Source organism: Streptomyces sp. NPDC015345 (assembly GCF_043078805.1).
GTDB lineage: Bacteria > Actinomycetota > Actinomycetes > Streptomycetales > Streptomycetaceae > Streptomyces.
The window spans coordinates 191277-210522 of record NZ_JBIBTX010000007.1 but is presented as its reverse complement, the minus strand read 5'-3'; the positions used below and the strand labels follow the sequence as shown (position 1 = coordinate 210522).

Genomic DNA, 19246 nt, shown 5'->3' with positions numbered 1-19246 from the left:
GGGTTCGGGGAGCGGCTCAGGAGGGCCGGGCCATCGCCTTGACGAAGGCGCGTTCCACGTCGGCGGCGGAGAGGACTCCGTAGATCTCTCCGGAGTCCTCGACGACGAGGTACTCGGTGGCGGGCGTGGCCCTCAGGGTGTCGAGCAGCTCCTCCCCCGCGAGTTCGGCGGAGATCCGCATGCCTTCGGTGATGTCCTGGGCGAGGCCGCTGACCGCGACCCAGGGGCGGCGGTGCTGGGGCACCGAGACGATGGCCGCTTCGCGGACGACCGCCATCGGGTCGCCGTCGGGGTCGACGATCACGAGGGCTCGGGCGCCCGCGTCGTTGGCGCGGCGCAGCGCCTCGGAGAGGGGGGTGTGGGATTCGACCGGGACCGCGCGGCGGGTCAGGGTGCGGGCGCGGAGTTCGGGCAGGTGTTCGCGCAGGCGGGCCATGCGCAGGCTGTTCCCGGCGCCGGTCCAGATGATGGCGGCGAGGATGGCGGCGAGCAGGGCGTCGGTGACGGTGTCCATGCCGCCGATGTCCTGGGGTTCGCCGCCGAGGGCGCCGGACTGGTTGAGGAGCGGCAGGCCGATCAGTACGGAGATGGCGAGCGCGCGGCCCACCCAGGCGGCGGCGATGGTTCCGCTCATGGGCTTGCCGGTGATCTTCCAGACGACGGCGCGCAGCATGCGGCCGCCGTCCAGGGGCAGGCCCGGCAGGAGGTTGAAGGCGGCGACGATGAGGTTGGAGATCATCAGGCCGGCGAGGAGGACGCCGGGGACGGTGCCGGGCTCGACGGCGCGCATGCCGGCGTAGAAGACACCGGCGAGGACGAGGGAGAGGAGCGGGCCGACGAAGGCGAGGATGAATTCGCGTCCGGGGGTCTCCGACTCCTTCTCGATCTCGGAGACTCCGCCGAAGAACTGGAGCTGGATGCGGCGTACCGGCAGTTTGAAGCGGAGGGCGGCGACGGTGTGGGCCAGTTCGTGGACGAGTACGGAGGCGTAGAAGGCGACGGCGAAGAAGAGCGAGACGAGGTAGCGGGTGGCTCCGAGCTCGGGCAGGACGCGGTCGAGCTGGCCGCCGAAGACCCAGGTGATGAGGGCGGCGACGAGGAACCAGCTGGGCGCGACGTACACGGGCACGCCGAAGGGCCTGCCCATGAGCAGCCCGCCGCCCGGGTTCTTCCGCGTCTTGGGCGGGGTGGGCCCGCCCTTGCCGTCGGCGGCTCCGTAGGCGGCGTCACCGGGACGGGGTGCGGGCGGGTGCTCGGTGGAGCGGGGCGCGGGATCTTGGCCGTGCCCGGTGGCGGGGGGCGCGGGATCTTGGCCGTGCCCGGCGCGCGGGGGCTTGGTCATGGGGATGCCGGGCCGTGCGGGGGGCTGCTGCGGCGTGTCGGTGGCGGGGGCCTGGGCCTTTGCCGGATGACCGGCTGCCGAGGCTGCCTCATCGACCGTGGGCACCCGGCGCCGCTCGCCCGCCCCGCCGTCCGGAGCCTTTGCCGGCTGACCGGCTGCCGAGGCTGCCTCGTCGACCGTGGGCACCCGGCGCCGCTGCCCCGCCCCGCCGTCGTCACCCCGCGGCGACTCCGCCGCAGGAACGGCCGGGCGCGGCGCGGGATGCTGCGGGGCGCCGGAGGCCGGTCCGTCGGCCGTCGCACCGTCGTCGCCCTGCGAGGGCTTCGCTTCTGGGGAGGTGGGTTGGGTCGGGTCGGGCTGGGCGGGTTTGTTTTCCGCGAGGTTCGTCACAGGGGGGGCCGGTCGGGACGCGGGGTCCGGGTCGACCGGGAGCGTCGGGTGCTGGGGGGTGGCGTCCGGGCGTGGCGGCTCGGGGGAGCCGTCCGTCCCGTTCGGCCGCAGCCCCTCGGCGCCGTCGGACCGCGGCCTGCCGCTCTCGCCGCTTTCGTCCACGATGTCCCCTCGATCGAAGCGTCCCTCGCCCCGGTATGGCGCGATTACCTGCACGATCATGCAGGGCGAGAGGGTCTGTCGTCGATGGTATGCGGCCGTTGTCAGTGGCGGGTCGTAGGGTCTGTCCTCATGGAAACCAGCACCGACGGTGCCGCGGCGGCCGTGCGCCCGGCATCTCTGTCGCCCTCGCGGGCGGGCGACTTCATGCAGTGCCCCTTGCTCTACCGGTTCCGGGTGATCGACAAGCTGCCCGAGAAGCCGAGCGAGGCCGCCACGAGAGGCACGCTGGTGCACGCCGTCCTGGAGCGGCTCTTCGACGCGCCCGCAAGCGAGCGCACGGCGCCGCGCGCCAAGTCGCTCATCCCCGGCCAGTGGGACCGGCTGCGCGAGACGAAGCCCGAGCTGACCGAGCTGTTCGCCGACGACCCGCAGGGCGAGCGCATGGCGCGCTGGCTGTCGGACGCGGAGAAGCTCGTCGAGCGCTGGTTCACCCTGGAGGACCCGACGCGCCTGGAGCCGGCCGAGCGGGAGCTGTTCGTGCAGGCCGAGCTGGCGTCGGGCCTGAAGCTGCGCGGCATCATCGACCGCGTCGACGTCGCCCCTTCGGGTGACGTCCGCATCGTCGACTACAAGACGGGCAAGGCCCCGCGTCCGGAGTACGCGGAGGGCGCGCTCTTCCAGATGAAGTTCTACGCCCTGGTGGTGTGGCGGCTGAAGGGCGTCGTCCCGCGCCGCCTCCAGCTGGTGTATCTGGGCAGCGGTGACGTGATCACGTACGACCCGGTGGTGGCGGACCTGGAGCGGGTCGAGCGGAAGCTGCTCGCGCTCTGGGAGGCGATCGAGCTGGCGACGGCGACGGGCGAGTGGCGCCCACGGCCGACGAAATTGTGCGGTTGGTGCGATCACCAAGCCGTATGTCCGGAATTCGGTGGGACTCCCCCGCCGTATCCGCTTCCGGTGAGGGCGCCCGACTCCGCCGAGGGCGAGCAGGGCAGAATGGGCCCGGGCTAGCTAAGGAGAGTTACGTGGCGATCCGCGTCCTACTGGTCGACGACCAGCCGCTGTTGCGCACCGGGTTCCGGATGATTCTGGAGGCCGAGCAGGACATCGCGGTGGTCGGCGAGGCCGGAGACGGCCTGCAAGCTCTCGATCAAGTGCGGGCGCTCCAGCCCGACGTCGTGCTGATGGACATCCGGATGCCGCGGATGGACGGCGTCGAGGCGACGCGGCAGATCACCGGTCCCGGCCGCGACGGTCCGGCCAAGGTCTTGGTGCTGACCACTTTCGACCTGGACGAGTACGTGGTGGAGGCGCTGCGCGCCGGTGCCAGCGGCTTCCTCCTCAAGGACGCTCCGGCGAACGAACTGGTGCAGGCGATCCGCGTGGTCGCCGGTGGCGAGGCGATGCTCGCGCCGAGCATCACGCGCCGCCTGCTCGACAAGTACTCCGCGCACCTGCCGTCCGGCGAGGAGCCGGTGCCGGACACCCTGCACACGCTCACCGACCGCGAGGTCGAGGTCCTGAAGCTGGTGGCCCGCGGCCTGTCGAACGCGGAGATCGCCGCGGATCTCTTCGTGAGCGAGACGACCGTGAAGACCCATGTCGGCCACGTGCTCACGAAGTTGGGCCTGCGCGACCGGGTGCAGGCGGCCGTGTACGCGTACGAGAGCGGGCTGGTGCGCCCCGGCGCGCAGTAGTCCTGAAAAGCCGACGACGACGGTGGCCGTCCCCGAAGGGGCGGCCACCGTCGTCGTCGCGGTCAGGCGCGGTCAGGTGCCGTCAGCCCTTGCTGATCTCCCAGAAGCGGAAGACCGTGGAGGCGTCCAGGCACGACTCCAGGCCGTAGACGTTGTCCTGGACGACCGCGTACTGCTTGGCCTGCCAGACTGGCAGGACCGGCACCTGCTCGGCCACGATGTCCTGGAGCGCGGAGTACTGCTTGTCGGTCTTGGTGCGGTCGCTCTCGGTCGCCGTACCGGGGATGATCTTCCCGGTGATCTCGGAGTTCTCGAAGTGGTTGCCGAGGACGTTGCCCTTGCCGAAGAAGGGCTGCGTGAAGTTGTCCGGGTCCGGGTAGTCCGGCACCCAGCCCTTGACGTAGACGCCGTACTTGCCGGCGGCGATGTCCTTCTCGTACTGCTCGAACTCCACGGACTTCACGTCGGCGTCGAAGAGGCCGGACGCGTTGAGCTGCTTGGCGATGGCCTTCAGCTCCTGGTCGGTGGCCGGGCCGTAGCGCGTGGGGGTCGACCAGAGCGTCAGCTTGACCTTGCCGTCGATGCCGGCGCCGCGCAGTGCGGAGGCGGCCTTCGCGCGCTGCGGACGGGCGCCGTAGGTGTCGAAGAACGCGGTGTTGTGGCCGCCGATGCCCGCCGGGACGATCGAGTACAGCGGCGTGGCCGTGTTCTGGTAGACCTCCTGGACGAGGGCTTCCCGGTCCAGGAGGTAGGCCATGGCCTTGCGCACGCCGAGCTTGCCCGCGACCGGGTCCTTCATGTTGAAGACCAGGTGCTGCACCTCGGCGCTGCTGCCCTCGACGATGTCGACGGCCCGGCCGGCCTCGGAGGTGTCCTGCTCGATGTCCGCGATGTCGGCGGCGGCGAGGCCTCGGTAGGCCACGTCTATGTCGTGGGCCAGGAGCGCCTTCTTCAGGCCCTTCTGGTCGCCGTGGAAGAACTTGAGGGCGACACCCTCGTTCTTGACCTTGGCGGTGCCCTTGTAGGAGGAGTTGACGGAGAAGTTCGCCTCCTCCTTGTCGAACGAGTCGAGCTTGTAGGGGCCGGATCCGACCGCCTTGCCGTCCTTGCGCAGCGCGTTCATGTCGTACTCGCGGTGGTCCACGATCGAGCCCGCGCCCGAGGCGACCTTGCTGGGGAAGGTCGCGTCGGCGTACTTGAGCCGGAAGACGACGGTCTTGGCGTCCGGGGTCCGGACGCTGTCGAGCATCGGGAACATGATCGCCGGGCCGGTGTCGTCGTTGATCTTCCGCATGCGGTCGAAGGAGAACTTGACGTCCTTCGAGGTGAGCTCGTTGCCGTTGCTGAACTTCAGTCCGTCACGCAGCTCACACTTGAAGACCTTCGTCTCCGTGTCCGTGAAGGCGCAGCTCTTGGCGGCCTCCGGCTCCGGCTCGGTGGCGCCCTTGGGGAAGCTCAGGAGGGACTGGAAGACGTTGTTGAACAGGAGCCACGACCCGGGGTCGTAGCCGGACGCCGGGTCGGTGGCGAGGACGTCGTCGGACATCCCCATCACGACCGCGTCCCCCGTGTCCCCGGCTCCACCCGACTCCGTTCCGCAGCCGGTCAACAAAGCGGCGGCCAGCCCTCCCGTGAGGGGAAGGGCCAGCCACTGGTTACGACGATTCACTTACGTGCCTTTAGATCTTGGGTTCGTTCGGTGGTTCTCGCGGGGCGCGGAGGCCGGTCGCCTCCTCGCACGGGAGGGTCAGCCGCTGACGCCGCGGCCGAGCTCCCAGAGCTGGAGGCTCGAGGAGGAGTTGAGGGCCCACTCGACGCCCGTGATGTCGTCCCGTGCGGCGATGTACTGCTTGCCCTGCCAGAGCGGCAGGACGGGGACGTCCTCGGCGACGATGTCCTGGATCTTGCGGATGCTCTTGGACGCGGCCAGGCGGTCGGCCTCGCGGCGCGAGGTCGGGATCAGCTGGTCGATGATGTCGGGGTTCGCGTACGGCGAGCCGAGGAAGTTGCCCTTGTCGAGGAAGGGCGCGATGAAGCTGTCGGCGTCGGGGAAGTCGGGGAACCAGCCCATGCCGTAGACCGCGTACTTGCCGTCACGCTCGGCGGGGCGGAACGTCCCCCACGGCACACCCTTGATCGAGACGTCGAACAGACCGGAGTCGTTCAGCTGCTTCCGCAGCAGCTCGAACTCCTTCTTCGTCGCGGGACCGTAGTGGTCGGTGGTGTAGTGCAGCGTCAGCTTCACCGGCGTGGAGATGTTCGCCTTGTCGAGCAGCGCGCGGGCCTTGGCCGGGCTCGGGTTGCCGTACTTGTTGAAGAACGAGTTGGCGTGGCCCGTGATGGTGGAGGGCACCAGCGAGAACAGCGGCTCGGCCGTCGGGCCGTACACCGAGGAGGCCAGCGCGCCGCGGTCGATGACCTGCGCCATGGCCTGGCGGACGGCCTTGCTCTTGGCCACCGGGGCGTTGGTGTTGAAGGCCAGGTAACGGATCTCCAGGCCCTGCATCTCGACCAGGTCGATCTTCTTGTCCGAGGAGGCGTCGAGGTCCCTGACTTGCTCGGGCGACATGGTGCGCGCCATCAGGTCGATGTCGCCGTCCTCGAGTGCCTTGCCCATGGACTTGGTGTCGTCGAAGCTGTGCAGCTCCACCTTGTCGCTCTGGGGCTTGAACTCCCCCTTGTACTTGGGGTTCTTGGTGAACACCGTCTTCACCAGGCGGTCGCCGTCGACCTCTTGTTCCGCGATGTACGGGCCGGATCCGGAAACCTCGAAGCCGTCGCGCAGCTTGTTCTTGGGGTAGTGGTCCTTGCTGACGATGCCCGCGGTGGGGGTGGCCAGCTTGTAGGGGAACGTCGCGTCCGGCGACTTGAGGTGGAAGATGACCTCGCGGTCACCCTGCGTCTCGATCTCCTCGACGTTCGCCACCAGGGCGTCGGAACCGCTGGGGTCCTTGATCTTGATGTCCCGGACCCGCTCGATGGAGAACTTCACGTCGGCCGCGGTCAGCGGCTCGCCGTCGGAGAACGTCAGGCCCTTGCGCAGGGTGCAGGAGTAGCGCTCGTTGCCCGTGTCGGTGAAACCGCACTGCTCGGCGGCCTCGGGCTGCGGGTCGCCACCGGCGCGCGGCAGGGCCATCAGCCCTTGGACGGTCTGCCGCAGCAGGCTCCAGGAGCCGGCGTCGTAGGCGTACGCGGGGTCGAAGGGCGCCGGCACCTCCTTCGAGATGGCGAACGCGTCCGTGGTGCCGACGGCGATCGCGTCGTCACCGTCTCCGCTGCCCGATCCGCCGCATGCGGCGAGAGCGGGGGCGAGCAGACCTACGACAGCCGGCAGCACCAAAGTCTTGCGGTTCATGCTCGACGTTCTCCAGGGCTCTTGGATCCCGTGAATCCCGCAACGCGGGGTGTGGGTTGATGGGGCACGGGGGGTGGGGCGATGTTCTCGCGACGACATTAGTCCGCACCACTTGAGCACCTGTCGGGGTGGGAGCCGGGCCCCAATCACGCAGGGAAACCGGGCGTGGACGCACCGATAACCCAACACCGGAAGGTTTCGCGCATGCTTCCACCAATCGGGACCAAACGTCATGCCCTCAGGGGCCCCGGAAGGGGTCACTGCACACACCGCCCCCACTGTCGACCCCGGATGGAGTGGGAAACGTCACACTCTGGTGCAGGTGTGCGCCGGAGCTGTCACAGGGTCATGAGCCCTTGCAGGAAAGGAAGGTTGACGTGTTCGAGGGAGGGGACGACGGTGCGTCCCGCGGCCGGCGGGATGGGGGCGACCGACGGTACGGCGACCACGCGGCAGCCGGCGGCCTCCGCGGCGGCGACGCCGGTGGCGGTGTCCTCGATGACGACGCACCGTGCGGGGTCGGCGCCGATGCCCGCCGCCGCCAGGAGGTAGGGGTCCGGGTGGGGCTTCGTACGGGCCACCTCGTCGCCCGCGACGGTGAGTTCGAAGTGGTGGGCGCCGATCGAGTCGAGGACGCGGTCGATGATGCGCCGGTGCGAGGCGGAGACCAGGGCCATCGGGACGTCCTGGGCAGCGAGTTCGGCGAGCAGGCTCGCGGCGCCCGGCATCAGCGGCAGGGAGCGGGAGATGCGCTCCTCGAAGCCGTCGTTGAGCAGCACGGTCAGCTCGTCCAGGGTGATGTCGGCACCCGTGGCCTCGATGAGGAAGCCGGCGCTGCGCGTCATGGGGCCGCCGACGACGACATCGCGCCAGGCCTCGTCGAGGGTGTGGCCGAGGCGGGCGAAGACCTCGGCCTCGGCGTCCCACCAGAAGCCCTCGGTGTCGACGAGCGTGCCGTCCATGTCGAGCAGGACACCCTGCAGCGCGGCCCCTTCGACGAGGGGGGCGGGTGGGGCGAGGGGGGCCGGTGCCTGAGAGCCGACGGAGTGGAGAGGGGTGCCGAGCGCCGGAACCGTACTGGTCATGCGACCACACCTTCCATGAGGGACGAGAAGGCCGGTTGCCCGCTTTTGACGACGGGGCAACCGGCCTGCACTGGACCGACCAGTGTACGACTGTGCTCGGATCAGCGCGCGTTGAAGTACTTCGCCTCCGGGTGGTGGATGACGATCGCGTCCGTGGACTGCTCCGGGTGGAGCTGGAACTCCTCGGAGAGGTGGACGCCGATCCGCTCCGGCTGGAGGAGGTCGGCGATCTTGGCGCGGTCCTCCAGGTCGGGGCAGGCGCCGTAGCCGAGGGAGAAGCGGGCGCCGCGGTACTTCAGGTCGAACATGTCTTCGACGTCGGCGGGGTCCTCGCCGCCGAAGCCGAGTTCGGCGCGGACCCGGGCGTGCCAGTACTCGGCGAGCGCCTCGGCCAACTGCACGGACAGGCCGTGCAGTTCGAGGTAGTCACGGTAGGAGTCGGCGGCGAACAGCTCGGCGGTCGCCTCGCCGATCCTGGAGCCGACGGTGACGACCTGAAGGCCGACGACGTCGGTCTCGCCGGACTCCTCGGGGCGGAAGAAGTCCGCGAGGCACAGGCGGCGGCCGCGGCGCTGGCGCGGGAAGGTGAAGCGGGTGCGCTCCGAGCCGTCGTCGTTGAGGATGATGAGGTCGTCGCCCTTGGACACGCACGGGAAGTAGCCGTGCACGACGGCCGCCTCCAGCAGGTTCTTGGTGTGCAGCTCGTCCAGCCAGCCGCGCAGCCGCGGGCGGCCCTCGGTCTCGACGAGTTCCTCGTACGAGGGTCCTTCGCCGGTGCGTGCCTGCTTCAGGCCCCACTGGCCCTTGAAGAGGGCGCCTTCGTCGAGCCAGGAGGCGTACTCCTTGAGCTGGATGCCCTTGATGACGCGGGTGCCCCAGAACGGCGGGGTGGGCACGGGGTTGTCGGTGGCGACGTCGGAGCGGGCGGGCCCCTCGTCCTCGTTCACCTCCAGGACCGCGGCGGTGGCCTTGGTGGGGACGCGGCGCTGCTTGAGCTCGGGCAGGGTCGCGCCGGGCACGCCGCGCTTGACGGCGATGAGGGCGTCCATCAGGCGCAGGCCCTCGAAGGCGTCGCGGGCGTAGCGCACCTCGCCCTCGTAGATCTCGTGCAGGTCCTGCTCGACGTAGGCGCGGGTCAGGGCGGCGCCGCCGAGGATGACCGGGAAGTCCGCGGCCATCTTGCGCTGGTTGAGCTCCTCCAGGTTCTCCTTCATGATCACCGTGGACTTGACCAGGAGGCCGGACATGCCGATGACGTCGGCCTTGTGCTCCGCGGCGGCGTCCAGGATCGCGGCGACGGGCTGCTTGATGCCGAGGTTGACGACGTTGTAGCCGTTGTTGGAGAGGATGATGTCGACGAGGTTCTTGCCGATGTCGTGCACGTCGCCGCGGACGGTGGCGAGGACGATGGTGCCCTTGCCCTCTTCGCCCTCGACCTTCTCCATGTGCGGCTCCAGGTAGGCGACCGCGGTCTTCATGACCTCGGCGGACTGGAGCACGAAGGGCAGCTGCATCTGGCCGGAGCCGAACAGCTCGCCGACGACCTTCATGCCCTCCAGGAGGGTGTTGTTGACGATGTCGAGGGCGGGCGTGTCGGTCAGGGCCTCGTCGAGGTCGGCCTCCAGGCCGTTCTTCTCGCCGTCGATGATGCGGCGCTTGAGGCGCTCGTCCAGCGGCAGGGCGAGGAGTTCCTCGGCCTTGCCGGCCTTCATGGACTTGGTGGAGACGCCCTCGAACAGCTCCATGAGCTTTTGGAGGGGGTCATACCCCTCGGCGCGGCGGTCGTAGATGAGGTCCAGGGCGGTGGTGACCTGCTCGTCGTCGAAGCGGGCGATCGGCAGGATCTTCGAGGCGTGCACGATCGCGGAGTCCAGGCCCGCCTTGACGCACTCGTCGAGGAAGACGGAGTTCAGCAGGACGCGGGCGGCCGGGTTGAGGCCGAAGGAGATGTTGGAGAGGCCGAGCGTGGTCTGTACGTCCGGGTGGCGGCGCTTCAGTTCGCGGATGGCCTCGATGGTGTGGACGCCGTCCTTGCGGGACTCTTCCTGACCGGTGCAGATGGTGAAGGTCAGGGTGTCGATGAGGATGTCCGACTCGTGGATGCCCCAGTTGCCGGTCAGGTCCTCGATCAGGCGCTCGGCGACGGCGACCTTGTGCTCGACGGTGCGGGCCTGGCCCTCCTCGTCGATGGTCAGCGCGATCAGCGCGGCGCCGTGCTCCTTGGCCAGGGCGGTGACCTTCGCGAAGCGGGACTCGGGGCCGTCGCCGTCCTCGTAGTTGACGGAGTTGATGACCGCGCGCCCGCCGAGCTTCTCCAGGCCCGCCTGGATGACGGGCAGTTCGGTGGAGTCCAGGACGATGGGCAGGGTGGAGGCGGTGGCGAAGCGGCCGGCCAGCTCGGCCATGTCCTTGACGCCGTCGCGGCCCACGTAGTCGACGCAGAGGTCGAGCATGTGCGCGCCCTCGCGGATCTGGTCGCGGGCCATCTCCACGCAGTCGTCCCAGCGGCCTTCCAGCATGGCCTCGCGGAACTTCTTCGAGCCGTTGGCGTTCGTCCGCTCGCCGATCGCCATGTACGCGGTGTCCTGGCGGAACGGCACCGTCTGGTACAGGGACGCGGCGCCGGGCTCGGGGTGCGGGTCGCGGGCCTGGGGCCGCATGTCGCGTACGCGTTCGACGACCTGGCGCAGGTGCTCGGGGGTGGTGCCGCAGCAGCCGCCGACCAGGGAGAGGCCGTACTCGCGTACGAAGGACTCCTGGGCGTCGGCCAGCTCGGGCGCCGTCAGGGGGTAGTGGGCGCCGTCCTTGCCGAGGACCGGCAGGCCCGCGTTGGGCATGCAGGAGATCGGGACGCGGGAGTGGCGGGCGAGGTAGCGCAGGTGCTCGCTCATCTCGGCGGGGCCGGTGGCGCAGTTCAGGCCGATCATGTCGATGCCGAGCGGCTCCAGGGCCGTCAGGGCGGCGCCGATCTCGGAGCCGAGGAGCATCGTGCCGGTGGTCTCGACGGTGACCGAGCAGATCACCGGGAGGTTCGCGCCGGTGGCGTCCAGGGCGCGGCGGGCGCCGAGGATCGCGGCCTTGGTCTGGAGGAGGTCCTGGGTGGTCTCGACCAGGAGCGCGTCGGCGCCACCGGCGATCATGCCCTCGGCGTTCTGCTGGTAGGCGTCGCGCAGGGCGGTGTACGGGGCGTGGCCGAGGGTGGGCAGCTTGGTGCCGGGGCCCATGGAGCCGAGGACCCAGCGCTGCTGTCCGGTCTTGCCGGTGTACTCGTCGGCGACCTCGCGGGCGATGCGGGCGCCGGCCTCGGAGAGCTCGAAGACGCGCTCGGGGATGTCGTACTCGCCGAGGGCCGCGAAGTTCGCACCGAAGGTGTTGGTCTCCACGCAGTCGACGCCGACCGCGAAGTACTCCTCGTGCACGGTGCGCACGATGTCGGGGCGGGTGACGTTCAGGACCTCGTTGCAGCCCTCGAGGTTCTGGAAGTCCTCCAGGGTCGGGTCCTGCGCCTGGAGCATCGTGCCCATCGCTCCGTCGGCCACGACCACCCGGGTGGCGAGGGCCTCGCGGAGGGCGTCGGCTCGGGTCCTGCTCTCGGACGTGACAGGCGTGGGCTGCGAGGACGGGGTAGGCGACGAGGCCATGAAAGAGCTCCCTGGAGTGCGACGGCTGTCGGCTTTGCGCCTTCTGTTGGAGGGCGCACTCGGCCAGGGTAGCCGGGACCAAGGTCCTGTTGTGAAGGCGTCCACGGGGCGGACGTGCCCGGACGTGCGCCCCTGACCTGGCTCGAACAGGGGCTTGACAGCACGGAGCGGAGCAACACGGGCTGTCCGGGCATTAGCGAGAGGTCGACAACGACCGATAGTGTTCAGCATTGTCGAACGTGGAATGGTGCGAGGGGACGGAGGTCGGGGCTGCGATGGCACGCAACATCCAGTCGCTCGAAAGGGCCGCGGCGATGCTGCGGCTGCTCGCGGGCGGCGAGCGACGGCTCGGCCTCTCGGAGATCGCCTCGGCGCTCGACCTGGCCAAGGGTACGGCCCACGGCATCCTGCGCACCCTCCAGGCGGAGGGCTTCGTCGAGCAGGACTCCGCGTCGGGCCGCTACCAGCTGGGCGCCGAGCTGCTGCGCCTCGGCAACAGCTACCTGGACGTGCACGAGCTGCGGGCCCGTGCCCTGGTATGGACCGACGACCTGGCCCGCTCCAGCGGCGAGAGCGTGCACCTCGGCGTCCTGCACCAGCAGGGCGTGCTCATCGTCCACCACGTCTTCCGGCCCGACGACAGCCGCCAGGTCCTGGAGGTCGGGGCCATGCAGCCACTGCACTCCACGGCCCTCGGCAAGGTCCTGTCCGCCTACGACCCGGTCGCGCACAACGAAGCCGTCGAGGTCGAGCGCCAGACCTTCACCGCACACACTGTGACCGACCCCGAAGACTTCGAGGGCGTCCTCGACCTCACACGCGCGCGTGGGTACGCCGCGGACGTCGAGGAGACCTGGGAGGGCATCGCCTCCGTCGCCGCGCCCATCCACGACCGGCGCCGCATGCCGGTCGGCGCGGTCGGCGTCACCGGCGCCGTGGAGCGCGTCTGCAAGGACGGGGAGCTGCGCCCCGAGCTGATCGCCGCCGTACGGGACTGCGCACGCGCCGTCTCGCGGGACCTGGGCGCCGGCCGCTTCTGAGCCGCCCCCCAGGCGCCCCGCGAAACCCTTTCTCCCGCCCCGCCGAGCCACCGTCGAGCTGCGGAATCATCGATAACGCGAAACGATCAATAACGATCGTGTTTTCAATAACAGAACTCTTGACGAGCAAGTAACCCCGGGGCGAGACTCGCGTCCATCGGTCGGCATTGTCGAACACCTACCGGCATTACGCGCTAGAGTGTGACAAGGCCAAGGGCCGGCAACGACCTCACCTGAGGTCGCGGACCACCGGAGGGACCCGGGGTTCGCCTTCCCCTGGACGAAGGACAAAGGAGTCGCGGGTGTCCAGCTCCGACATCTTCATCGGCGAGACCATCGGTACCGCCGTGCTCATCCTGCTGGGCGGCGGCGTGTGCGCCGCCGTCACGCTCAAGCGCTCGAAGGCCAAGGACGCCGGCTGGCTCGCCATCACCTTCGGGTGGGGCTTCGCCGTACTGACCGGTGCCTACCTCGCGGGCGGCGTCTCCGGCGCCCACCTCAACCCGGCGGTCACGCTCGGCCTCGCCATCGAGGGCGGCACCAAGTGGAGCAACGTTCCGCTCTACCTGGCCTCGCAGCTCCTCGGCGCCATGATCGGTGCCGTCCTGGTGTGGGTCACGTACATGGGCCAGTTCAAGGCCCACCTGACCGACCCCGAGATCCTCGCCGCGCAGCCCGCCGAAGAGGGCATGGTCGACCAGAAGGCCGCCCCCGCCGCCGGCCCGGTGCTCGGCATCTTCTCCACCGGCCCCGAGATCCGGAACTACGTCCAGAACGTGCTGACCGAGATCATCGCCACGGTCGTCCTGGTCCTCGCCATCCTCACGCAGGGCCTGAACGACGGCGGCAACGGCCTCGGTGTCCTCGGCGCCCTCATCACCGCCCTCGTCGTGGTCGGCATCGGCCTCTCCCTCGGCGGCCCCACGGGCTACGCCATCAACCCGGTCCGCGACCTCGGTCCCCGCATCGTCCACGCCGTGCTCCCGCTGCCGAACAAGGGCAGCTCGGACTGGTCGTACGCCTGGGTGCCGATCGTCGGTCCGCTGATCGGCGGCGCCATCGCCGGTGGTCTCTACAACGTCGCCTTCAAGTAGGCGTTCAAGTGGAACCGCGACAGCGACCGATGACCGCGTAAGACGGATGACCGCCACCGACGCCTGAGAGCCGTCAGCAAAGAATTCTGGAGCACACCGTGACCGACGCACACACCGCAGGCACTGCTTCCCACGCGGGGCCGTTCATTGCGGCCATCGACCAGGGCACCACCTCGAGCCGCTGCATCGTCTTCGACAAGGACGGCCGGATCGTCTCCGTCGACCAGAAGGAGCACGAGCAGATCTTCCCGAAGCCGGGCTGGGTCGAGCACGACGCCACCGAGATCTGGACCAATGTCGAGGAGGTCGTCGCCGGGGCCGTCTCCAAGGCCGGGATCACCCGCGACGACATCAAGGCGATCGGCATCACCAACCAGCGTGAGACCACGCTGCTGTGGGACAAGAACACCGGCGAGCCGGTGCACAACGCCATCGTCTGGCAGGACACCCGCACCGACGCGCTCTGCCGGGAGCTCGGGCGCAACGTGGGCAAGGACCGCTTCCGCCGCGAGACCGGCCTGCCGCTGGCCTCCTACTTCGCGGGCCCCAAGGCCCGCTGGCTGCTCGACAACGTCGAGGGCCTGCGCGAGCGCGCCGAGGCGGGCGACATCCTCTTCGGCACCATGGACTCCTGGGTCATCTGGAACCTCACCGGCGGGGTCAACGGCGGCCGGCACGTCACCGACGTCACCAACGCCTCCCGCACCATGCTGATGAACCTGCACAAGATGGAGTGGGACGCGCGCATCTGCGAGTCCATCGGTGTCCCGCAGCAGATGCTGCCCGAGATCCGCTCCTCCGCCGAGGTCTACGGCGAGGTCACCGGCGGCAAGCTCGGCGACCTGCTCGGTGGCATCCCCGTCGCCTCGGCGCTCGGCGACCAGCAGGCGGCCCTGTTCGGCCAGACCTGCTTCGCCGAGGGCGAGGCCAAGTCCACGTACGGCACCGGCACCTTCATGCTGATGAACACCGGTGACAAGGCCATCAACTCCTACTCCGGGCTGCTGACCACGGTCGGCTACCAGATCGGCGACCAGAAGCCGGTCTACGCCCTGGAGGGCTCCATCGCGGTCACCGGTTCGCTGGTGCAGTGGATGCGGGACCAGATGGGCCTGATCAACTCCGCCGCCGAGATCGAGACGCTCGCGTCGTCGGTCGAGGACAACGGCGGTGCCTACTTCGTGCCGGCCTTCTCCGGTCTGTTCGCCCCGTACTGGCGCTCCGACGCCCGCGGTGTGATCGCCGGTCTGACCCGGTACGTCACCAAGGCGCACATCGCGCGCGCCGTCCTGGAGGCCACGGCCTGGCAGACCCGTGAGATCACCGACGCCATGACCAAGGACTCCGGCGTCGAGCTCGCGGCCCTGAAGGTCGACGGCGGCATGACCTCCAACAACCTGCTGATGCAGACCCTCTCGGACTTCCTCGACGCGCCCGTGGTGCGTCCGATGGTGGCCGAGACGACCTGCCTCGGTGCCGCCTACGCCGCCGGTCTCGCCGTCGGCTTCTGGTCCTCGACCGACGAGCTGCGCGCCAACTGGCGGCGGGCCGCCGAATGGACCCCGAACATGGACGCGGGCACCCGCGACCGTGAGTACAAGAGCTGGCTCAAGGCCGTGGAACGGTCGATGGGCTGGCTCGATGAGAGTGGCGAGGAGTAAGACAATGACCACCCTGCAGAGCGTCCCTGCCCTCGGGACGCATCCGGCTGCCGGCCTCAACCCGAGCCGCGCCGAGACCCGGGAGCAGCTTTCCAAGGCGACGTACGACCTCCTGGTGATCGGCGGCGGAATCCTGGGCATCTCCACCGCCTGGCATGCCGCGCAGTCGGGACTGCGGGTGGCCCTGGTGGACGCCGGTGACTTCGCCGGCGCCACCTCCTCCGCCTCCTCCAAGCTGCTCCACGGCGGTCTGCGCTACCTCCAGACCGGCGCGGTGAAGCTGGTGGCGGAGAACCACTTCGAGCGTCGCGCGGTCTCCCGTCAGGTGGCCCCCCACCTGGCGAACCCGCTCACGTTCTACCTGCCGGTCTACAAGGGCGGCCCGCACGGCGCGGCCAAGCTGGGCGCGGGCGTCTTCGCCTACAGCGCGCTGTCCGCGTTCGGTGACGGCGTCGGCCACCTGCTGTCGCCCTCCAAGGCCGCGCAGGACGTGCCGGAGCTGCGGACCGACAACCTGAAGGCCGTCGCGGTCTACGGCGACGACCAGATGAACGACTCCCGCATGGCCCTGATGACGGTCCGCGCGGCCGTCGAGGCCGGTGCCGCCGTCCTCAACCACGCCGAGGTCACCGGCCTGCGCTTCACCCGGGGCCGGGTCACGGGCGCGGAGCTGAAGGACCGCATGAGCGGCGACGAGTTCGGCGTGAACGCGCGGCTCGTGCTGAACGCGACCGGCCCGTGGGTCGACCACCTGCGCAAGATGGAGAACCCGGACGCGGCGCCCTCCATCCGCCTCTCCAAGGGCGCGCACCTGGTGCTCAAGCGCACCGCCCCGTGGAAGGCCGCGCTGGCGACGCCGATCGACAAGTACCGCATCACCTTCGCCCTCCCCTGGGAGGACATGCTGCTGCTGGGCACCACGGACGAGGAGTTCGAGGGCGACCCGGCGGACGTGAAGGTGACCGAGGCCGACACCGCCCAGATCCTGGACGAGGCCGCGTTCTCCATCCGCGACCAGCAGCTGTCGCGCGACCTGATCACGTACTCCTTCGCGGGTCTGCGGGTGCTGCCCGGCGGTCCCGGCGACACCTCGAAGGCCAAGCGCGAGACGGTCGTCACCGAGGGCCGCGGCGGCATGCTGTCGGTCGCGGGCGGCAAGTGGACGACGTTCCGCCACATCGGCCGTACGGTGATGAAGAAGCTGGAGTCGCTGCCGGGCCACCCGCTGGGCGACGACTACGAGCCGATCTCCGAGCTGCCGAAGAAGCTGCCGCTGCCGGGCATCGCCAACCCGCGCGCCGTCGCCCACCGCCTGCTGGTGGACGGCCCGGCGCCCGGCCCGCGCATGGCCGCCGACACCGCCAAGCACCTGGCGACGCACTACGGCTCGCTCTCCTTCGACATCGCGCGCCTGGCGAACGACAACCCGGAGCTGGCCGAGCGCGTCCACCCGGACGCCCCGGAGATCTGGGCGCAGGTCGTCTACGCCCGTGACAACGAGTGGGCCGAGACGGCGGACGACGTGCTGCGCCGCCGCACCACCCTGACGATCCGCGGCCTGGCCACGGACGAGGTGCGGGGCAAGGTCGAGGACCTGCTGGGCAAGAAGGCCTGACGGTCCATCGGCAGTACGTAGTCACGTAGTAAGGGGCGGCCTCCATGGAGGCCGCCCCTTACGCGTCCACGCACTGGGACACCCTGGGACGGGTCCTGGCCGGGAGTTACGATCCCGGGAACACCCGCCGACCTGCCCCGGAGTGACTCATGACTCTCCTGACGACCTGGCCGGAGGCCGGGCCCGACACCGTCGTCCGCCGCACCTCGGACCCGGCCGAGATCGCCGCCGCCCTCGCACCGATAGGCGTGCGGTTCGAACAGTGGCCGGTGCGCGAGGACGTCCCGGCCGACGCGGACAGCGACACCGTCTTCGCCGCGTACCGCACGGAGATCGACAAGCTCAACGCCGAAGAGGGCTTCCGGACCGTCGACGTGGTGGCGCTGCATCCCGACGGATCTCCCGAGTGGCCCGCGAAGGCGGCCGCCGCCCGCCAGAAGTTCCTGGCCGAGCACACGCACGACGACGATGACGAGGTGCGCTTCTTCGTCGCGGGCGCCGGCATCTTCTACCTCCACGTGGACGGCGAAGTGCACGCCGTGTACTGCGAGAAGGGCGACCTGCTCGGCGTGCCACGCGGCACCACGCACTGGTTCGACATGGGCACCTCCCCCGCCTTCACCGCGATCCGCTTCTTCCACGAGGAGGACGGCTGGATCGGGAACTTCACCGGCAGCCCGATCGCGGACCGCTTCCCCGACTTCGACGAGATCCACTCGGGATACGCGGGGGCCGCGGGCGCCACGGGGTCCGCGGCGTGAGTCTCCGGTTCGACGTGGACGCCGTGGTGCTCGACATCGAGGGCACCACGAGCGCCACCGGTTTCGTGGTGGACGTCCTCTACCCGTACGCGCGCGAGCGGTTCGGCACGCTCCTGTCCGCGCGGGGCGGGGAGCCGGAGGTGGCGCGGGCCGTCGACGAGGTGCGCCGGGAGATCGGTGAGCCCGACGCCGACGCCGGCCGGGTCGAGGAGGTCCTCGGCGCGTGGGTCGACGAGGACCGCAAGGCCACGCCCCTCAAGACGCTCCAGGGCATCCTCTGGGCGGAGGGCTTCGCGCGCGGCGAGCTCGTCTCGCACTTCTACCCCGACGTCATCGGCGTCCTGCGGCGCTGGCACGCGGACGGGGTCCGGCTGTACGTGTACTCCTCGGGTTCGGTGGCGGCGCAGCGGGCGTGGTTCGCGCACTCGCCCGAGGGCGATCTGCTGGGGCTCGTCAGCGGGTTGTACGACACCGTGAACGCGGGGCCCAAGCAGGAGCCGGACTCCTACCGGGCGATCGCCGCGGACACCGGTGACACTCCCGGGCGTCTGCTCTTCCTCTCCGACCGGCCCGGCGAGCTGGACGCGGCGCGGGCCGCGGGCTGGCGGTCGGCCGGGGTGCGCCGGGCCGGGGAGCCTTATGCCGAGGCCGAGTTCGGTGACCATCCCGTGGCCTCGGCCTTCTTCGACATCACCCTTTCCCTTTCCCTTTCCGCCGGGAGCAGTTCATGACCGAGACCACCCCTGCCGCCGCCCTGGACGTGGAGGAGGCCGGCGCCGTGCTGGCCGCCGAGGCCGCGCGGTTCGCGTCGTTCGGCTGGATGCGGGGCACGTCGGGGAACCTGTCCGTGGTGCTCTCGCGGGAGCCACTGCGGCTCGCGGTCACCGCGAGCGGGCGGGACAAGGGGGAACTGACGCCGTCGGACGTGGTGGTGACGGACGGTCAGGGCGCGGCCGTCGGTCCGGGCCGCCCCTCGGCGGAGGCGGCCCTGCACGCGCGTGTGGTGCGGCTCACCGGCGCGGGCGCCGTGGTGCATGTGCACACGGTGGCCTCGGTCGTCATGGGGCAGCGCTCCCCCGCCGGGATCCCCTTCGAGGGCCTGGAGATGCTGAAGGGGCTCGGGCATCCGACGCACGAGGTGTCCGTCACCCTGCCGGTGATCGCCAACAGCCAGGACATGACCGAGCTGGGTGACCGGCTCGAGGCCGTCCTGCGGCCCGGGATGCCGGCGGTGGTCGTCGCCGGGCACGGGATCTACGTCTGGGGCGCGGATCCCCGCGAGGCGCGGCACCGGGCCGAGGTCGTGGAGTGGCTGCTGGAGCTGGCGCTGGCGCGGGGCTGAGTACCGGGCGGGCCGGTCCGGGCGGGGCCCCGGGCTGGGCGCTCCGGGCACTGCCTCAGGT

General features: G+C 70.1%; 14 protein-coding genes. 9 read left to right on the top strand and 5 right to left on the bottom strand.

Translation table 11 applies throughout. From position 1 onward, the window contains the following. Positions 1-16: 16 nt before the first annotated feature. Positions 17-1528 (bottom strand): site-2 protease family protein, encoded by a 1512-nt coding sequence (locus ACF062_RS27930; protein ID WP_392142686.1) that lies wholly within the window; start codon positions 1526-1528, stop codon positions 17-19. 495 nt (positions 1529-2023) lie between these two features. Here ACF062_RS27930 and ACF062_RS27925 point away from each other — a divergent pair, with 495 nt between their 5' ends. Beyond that, complete coding sequence (locus ACF062_RS27925) at positions 2024-2905, top strand: RecB family exonuclease (RefSeq protein WP_223773688.1); 882 nt, start codon at positions 2024-2026, stop codon at positions 2903-2905. Between the two features lie 14 nt (positions 2906-2919). Then, on the top strand, positions 2920-3591 hold the full coding sequence (locus ACF062_RS27920) for a response regulator transcription factor (RefSeq protein ID WP_127912309.1): 672 nt from the start codon (positions 2920-2922) through the stop codon (positions 3589-3591). Between the two features lie 82 nt (positions 3592-3673). Here ACF062_RS27920 and ACF062_RS27915 read toward each other — a convergent pair whose 3' ends face one another. The 4 genes from ACF062_RS27915 to metH form a co-directional block, all read right to left on the bottom strand. Further along, a complete protein-coding gene (locus ACF062_RS27915) occupies positions 3674-5260 on the bottom strand; it encodes an ABC transporter substrate-binding protein (protein WP_392142335.1) in 1587 nt (528 codons plus the stop codon). 78 nt (positions 5261-5338) lie between these two features. Then, positions 5339-6946: an ABC transporter substrate-binding protein gene (locus ACF062_RS27910; protein ID WP_392142333.1), complete on the bottom strand. Its 1608-nt coding sequence runs from the start codon at positions 6944-6946 to the stop codon at positions 5339-5341. Between the two features lie 338 nt (positions 6947-7284). After that, entirely contained in the window at positions 7285-8031 is a 747-nt protein-coding gene (locus ACF062_RS27905; RefSeq protein ID WP_392142331.1) for an HAD family hydrolase, read from the bottom strand. 101 nt (positions 8032-8132) lie between these two features. Next, positions 8133-11672, bottom strand: a complete 3540-nt coding sequence (gene metH / locus ACF062_RS27900) for a methionine synthase (RefSeq protein ID WP_392142329.1) — start codon at positions 11670-11672, stop codon at positions 8133-8135. A 275-nt stretch (positions 11673-11947) separates the two neighbouring features. Here metH and ACF062_RS27895 point away from each other — a divergent pair, with 275 nt between their 5' ends. From ACF062_RS27895 to mtnB, 7 genes are all read left to right on the top strand, one after another. Continuing rightward, complete coding sequence (locus tag ACF062_RS27895) at positions 11948-12712, top strand: IclR family transcriptional regulator (RefSeq protein ID WP_392142327.1); 765 nt, start codon at positions 11948-11950, stop codon at positions 12710-12712. 302 nt (positions 12713-13014) lie between these two features. Continuing rightward, on the top strand, positions 13015-13806 hold the full coding sequence (locus ACF062_RS27890; protein WP_392142325.1) for an MIP/aquaporin family protein: 792 nt from the start codon (positions 13015-13017) through the stop codon (positions 13804-13806). Positions 13807-13904: 98 nt separating this feature from the next. Further along, positions 13905-15467: a glycerol kinase GlpK gene (gene glpK, locus ACF062_RS27885; protein WP_392142323.1), complete on the top strand. Its 1563-nt coding sequence runs from the start codon at positions 13905-13907 to the stop codon at positions 15465-15467. A 4-nt stretch (positions 15468-15471) separates the two neighbouring features. Next, positions 15472-17082 carry a glycerol-3-phosphate dehydrogenase/oxidase gene (locus ACF062_RS27880; protein WP_356579217.1) on the top strand — a complete coding sequence of 537 codons (1611 nt, stop codon included), beginning with the start codon at positions 15472-15474 and terminating at the stop codon, positions 17080-17082. Positions 17083-17231: 149 nt separating this feature from the next. After that, positions 17232-17843 (top strand): acireductone dioxygenase, encoded by a 612-nt coding sequence (locus ACF062_RS27875; protein WP_392142320.1) that lies wholly within the window; start codon positions 17232-17234, stop codon positions 17841-17843. Further along, a complete protein-coding gene (gene mtnC, locus ACF062_RS27870; protein WP_392142318.1) occupies positions 17840-18574 on the top strand; it encodes an acireductone synthase in 735 nt (244 codons plus the stop codon). The genes ACF062_RS27875 and mtnC overlap by 4 nt, the downstream gene beginning before the upstream one ends. After that, entirely contained in the window at positions 18571-19185 is a 615-nt protein-coding gene (gene mtnB / locus ACF062_RS27865; protein WP_392142316.1) for a methylthioribulose 1-phosphate dehydratase, read from the top strand. The genes mtnC and mtnB overlap by 4 nt, the downstream gene beginning before the upstream one ends. Positions 19186-19246 lie beyond the last annotated feature (61 nt).

Excerpts from the sequence above, each read along its gene's own strand:
- ACF062_RS27925 (WP_223773688.1), top strand. The coding sequence starts at position 2,024 with ATGGAAACCAGCACCGACGGTGCCGCGGCGGCCGTGCGCCCGGCATCT.
- ACF062_RS27910 (WP_392142333.1), bottom strand. The coding sequence starts at position 6,946 with ATGAACCGCAAGACTTTGGTGCTGCCGGCTGTCGTAGGTCTGCTCGCC.
- ACF062_RS27905 (WP_392142331.1), bottom strand. The coding sequence starts at position 8,031 with ATGACCAGTACGGTTCCGGCGCTCGGCACCCCTCTCCACTCCGTCGGC.
- metH (WP_392142329.1), bottom strand. The coding sequence starts at position 11,672 with ATGGCCTCGTCGCCTACCCCGTCCTCGCAGCCCACGCCTGTCACGTCC.
- ACF062_RS27895 (WP_392142327.1), top strand. The coding sequence starts at position 11,948 with ATGGCACGCAACATCCAGTCGCTCGAAAGGGCCGCGGCGATGCTGCGG.
- ACF062_RS27880 (WP_356579217.1), top strand. The coding sequence starts at position 15,472 with ATGACCACCCTGCAGAGCGTCCCTGCCCTCGGGACGCATCCGGCTGCC.
- ACF062_RS27875 (WP_392142320.1), top strand. The coding sequence starts at position 17,232 with ATGACTCTCCTGACGACCTGGCCGGAGGCCGGGCCCGACACCGTCGTC.
- mtnB (WP_392142316.1), top strand. The coding sequence starts at position 18,571 with ATGACCGAGACCACCCCTGCCGCCGCCCTGGACGTGGAGGAGGCCGGC.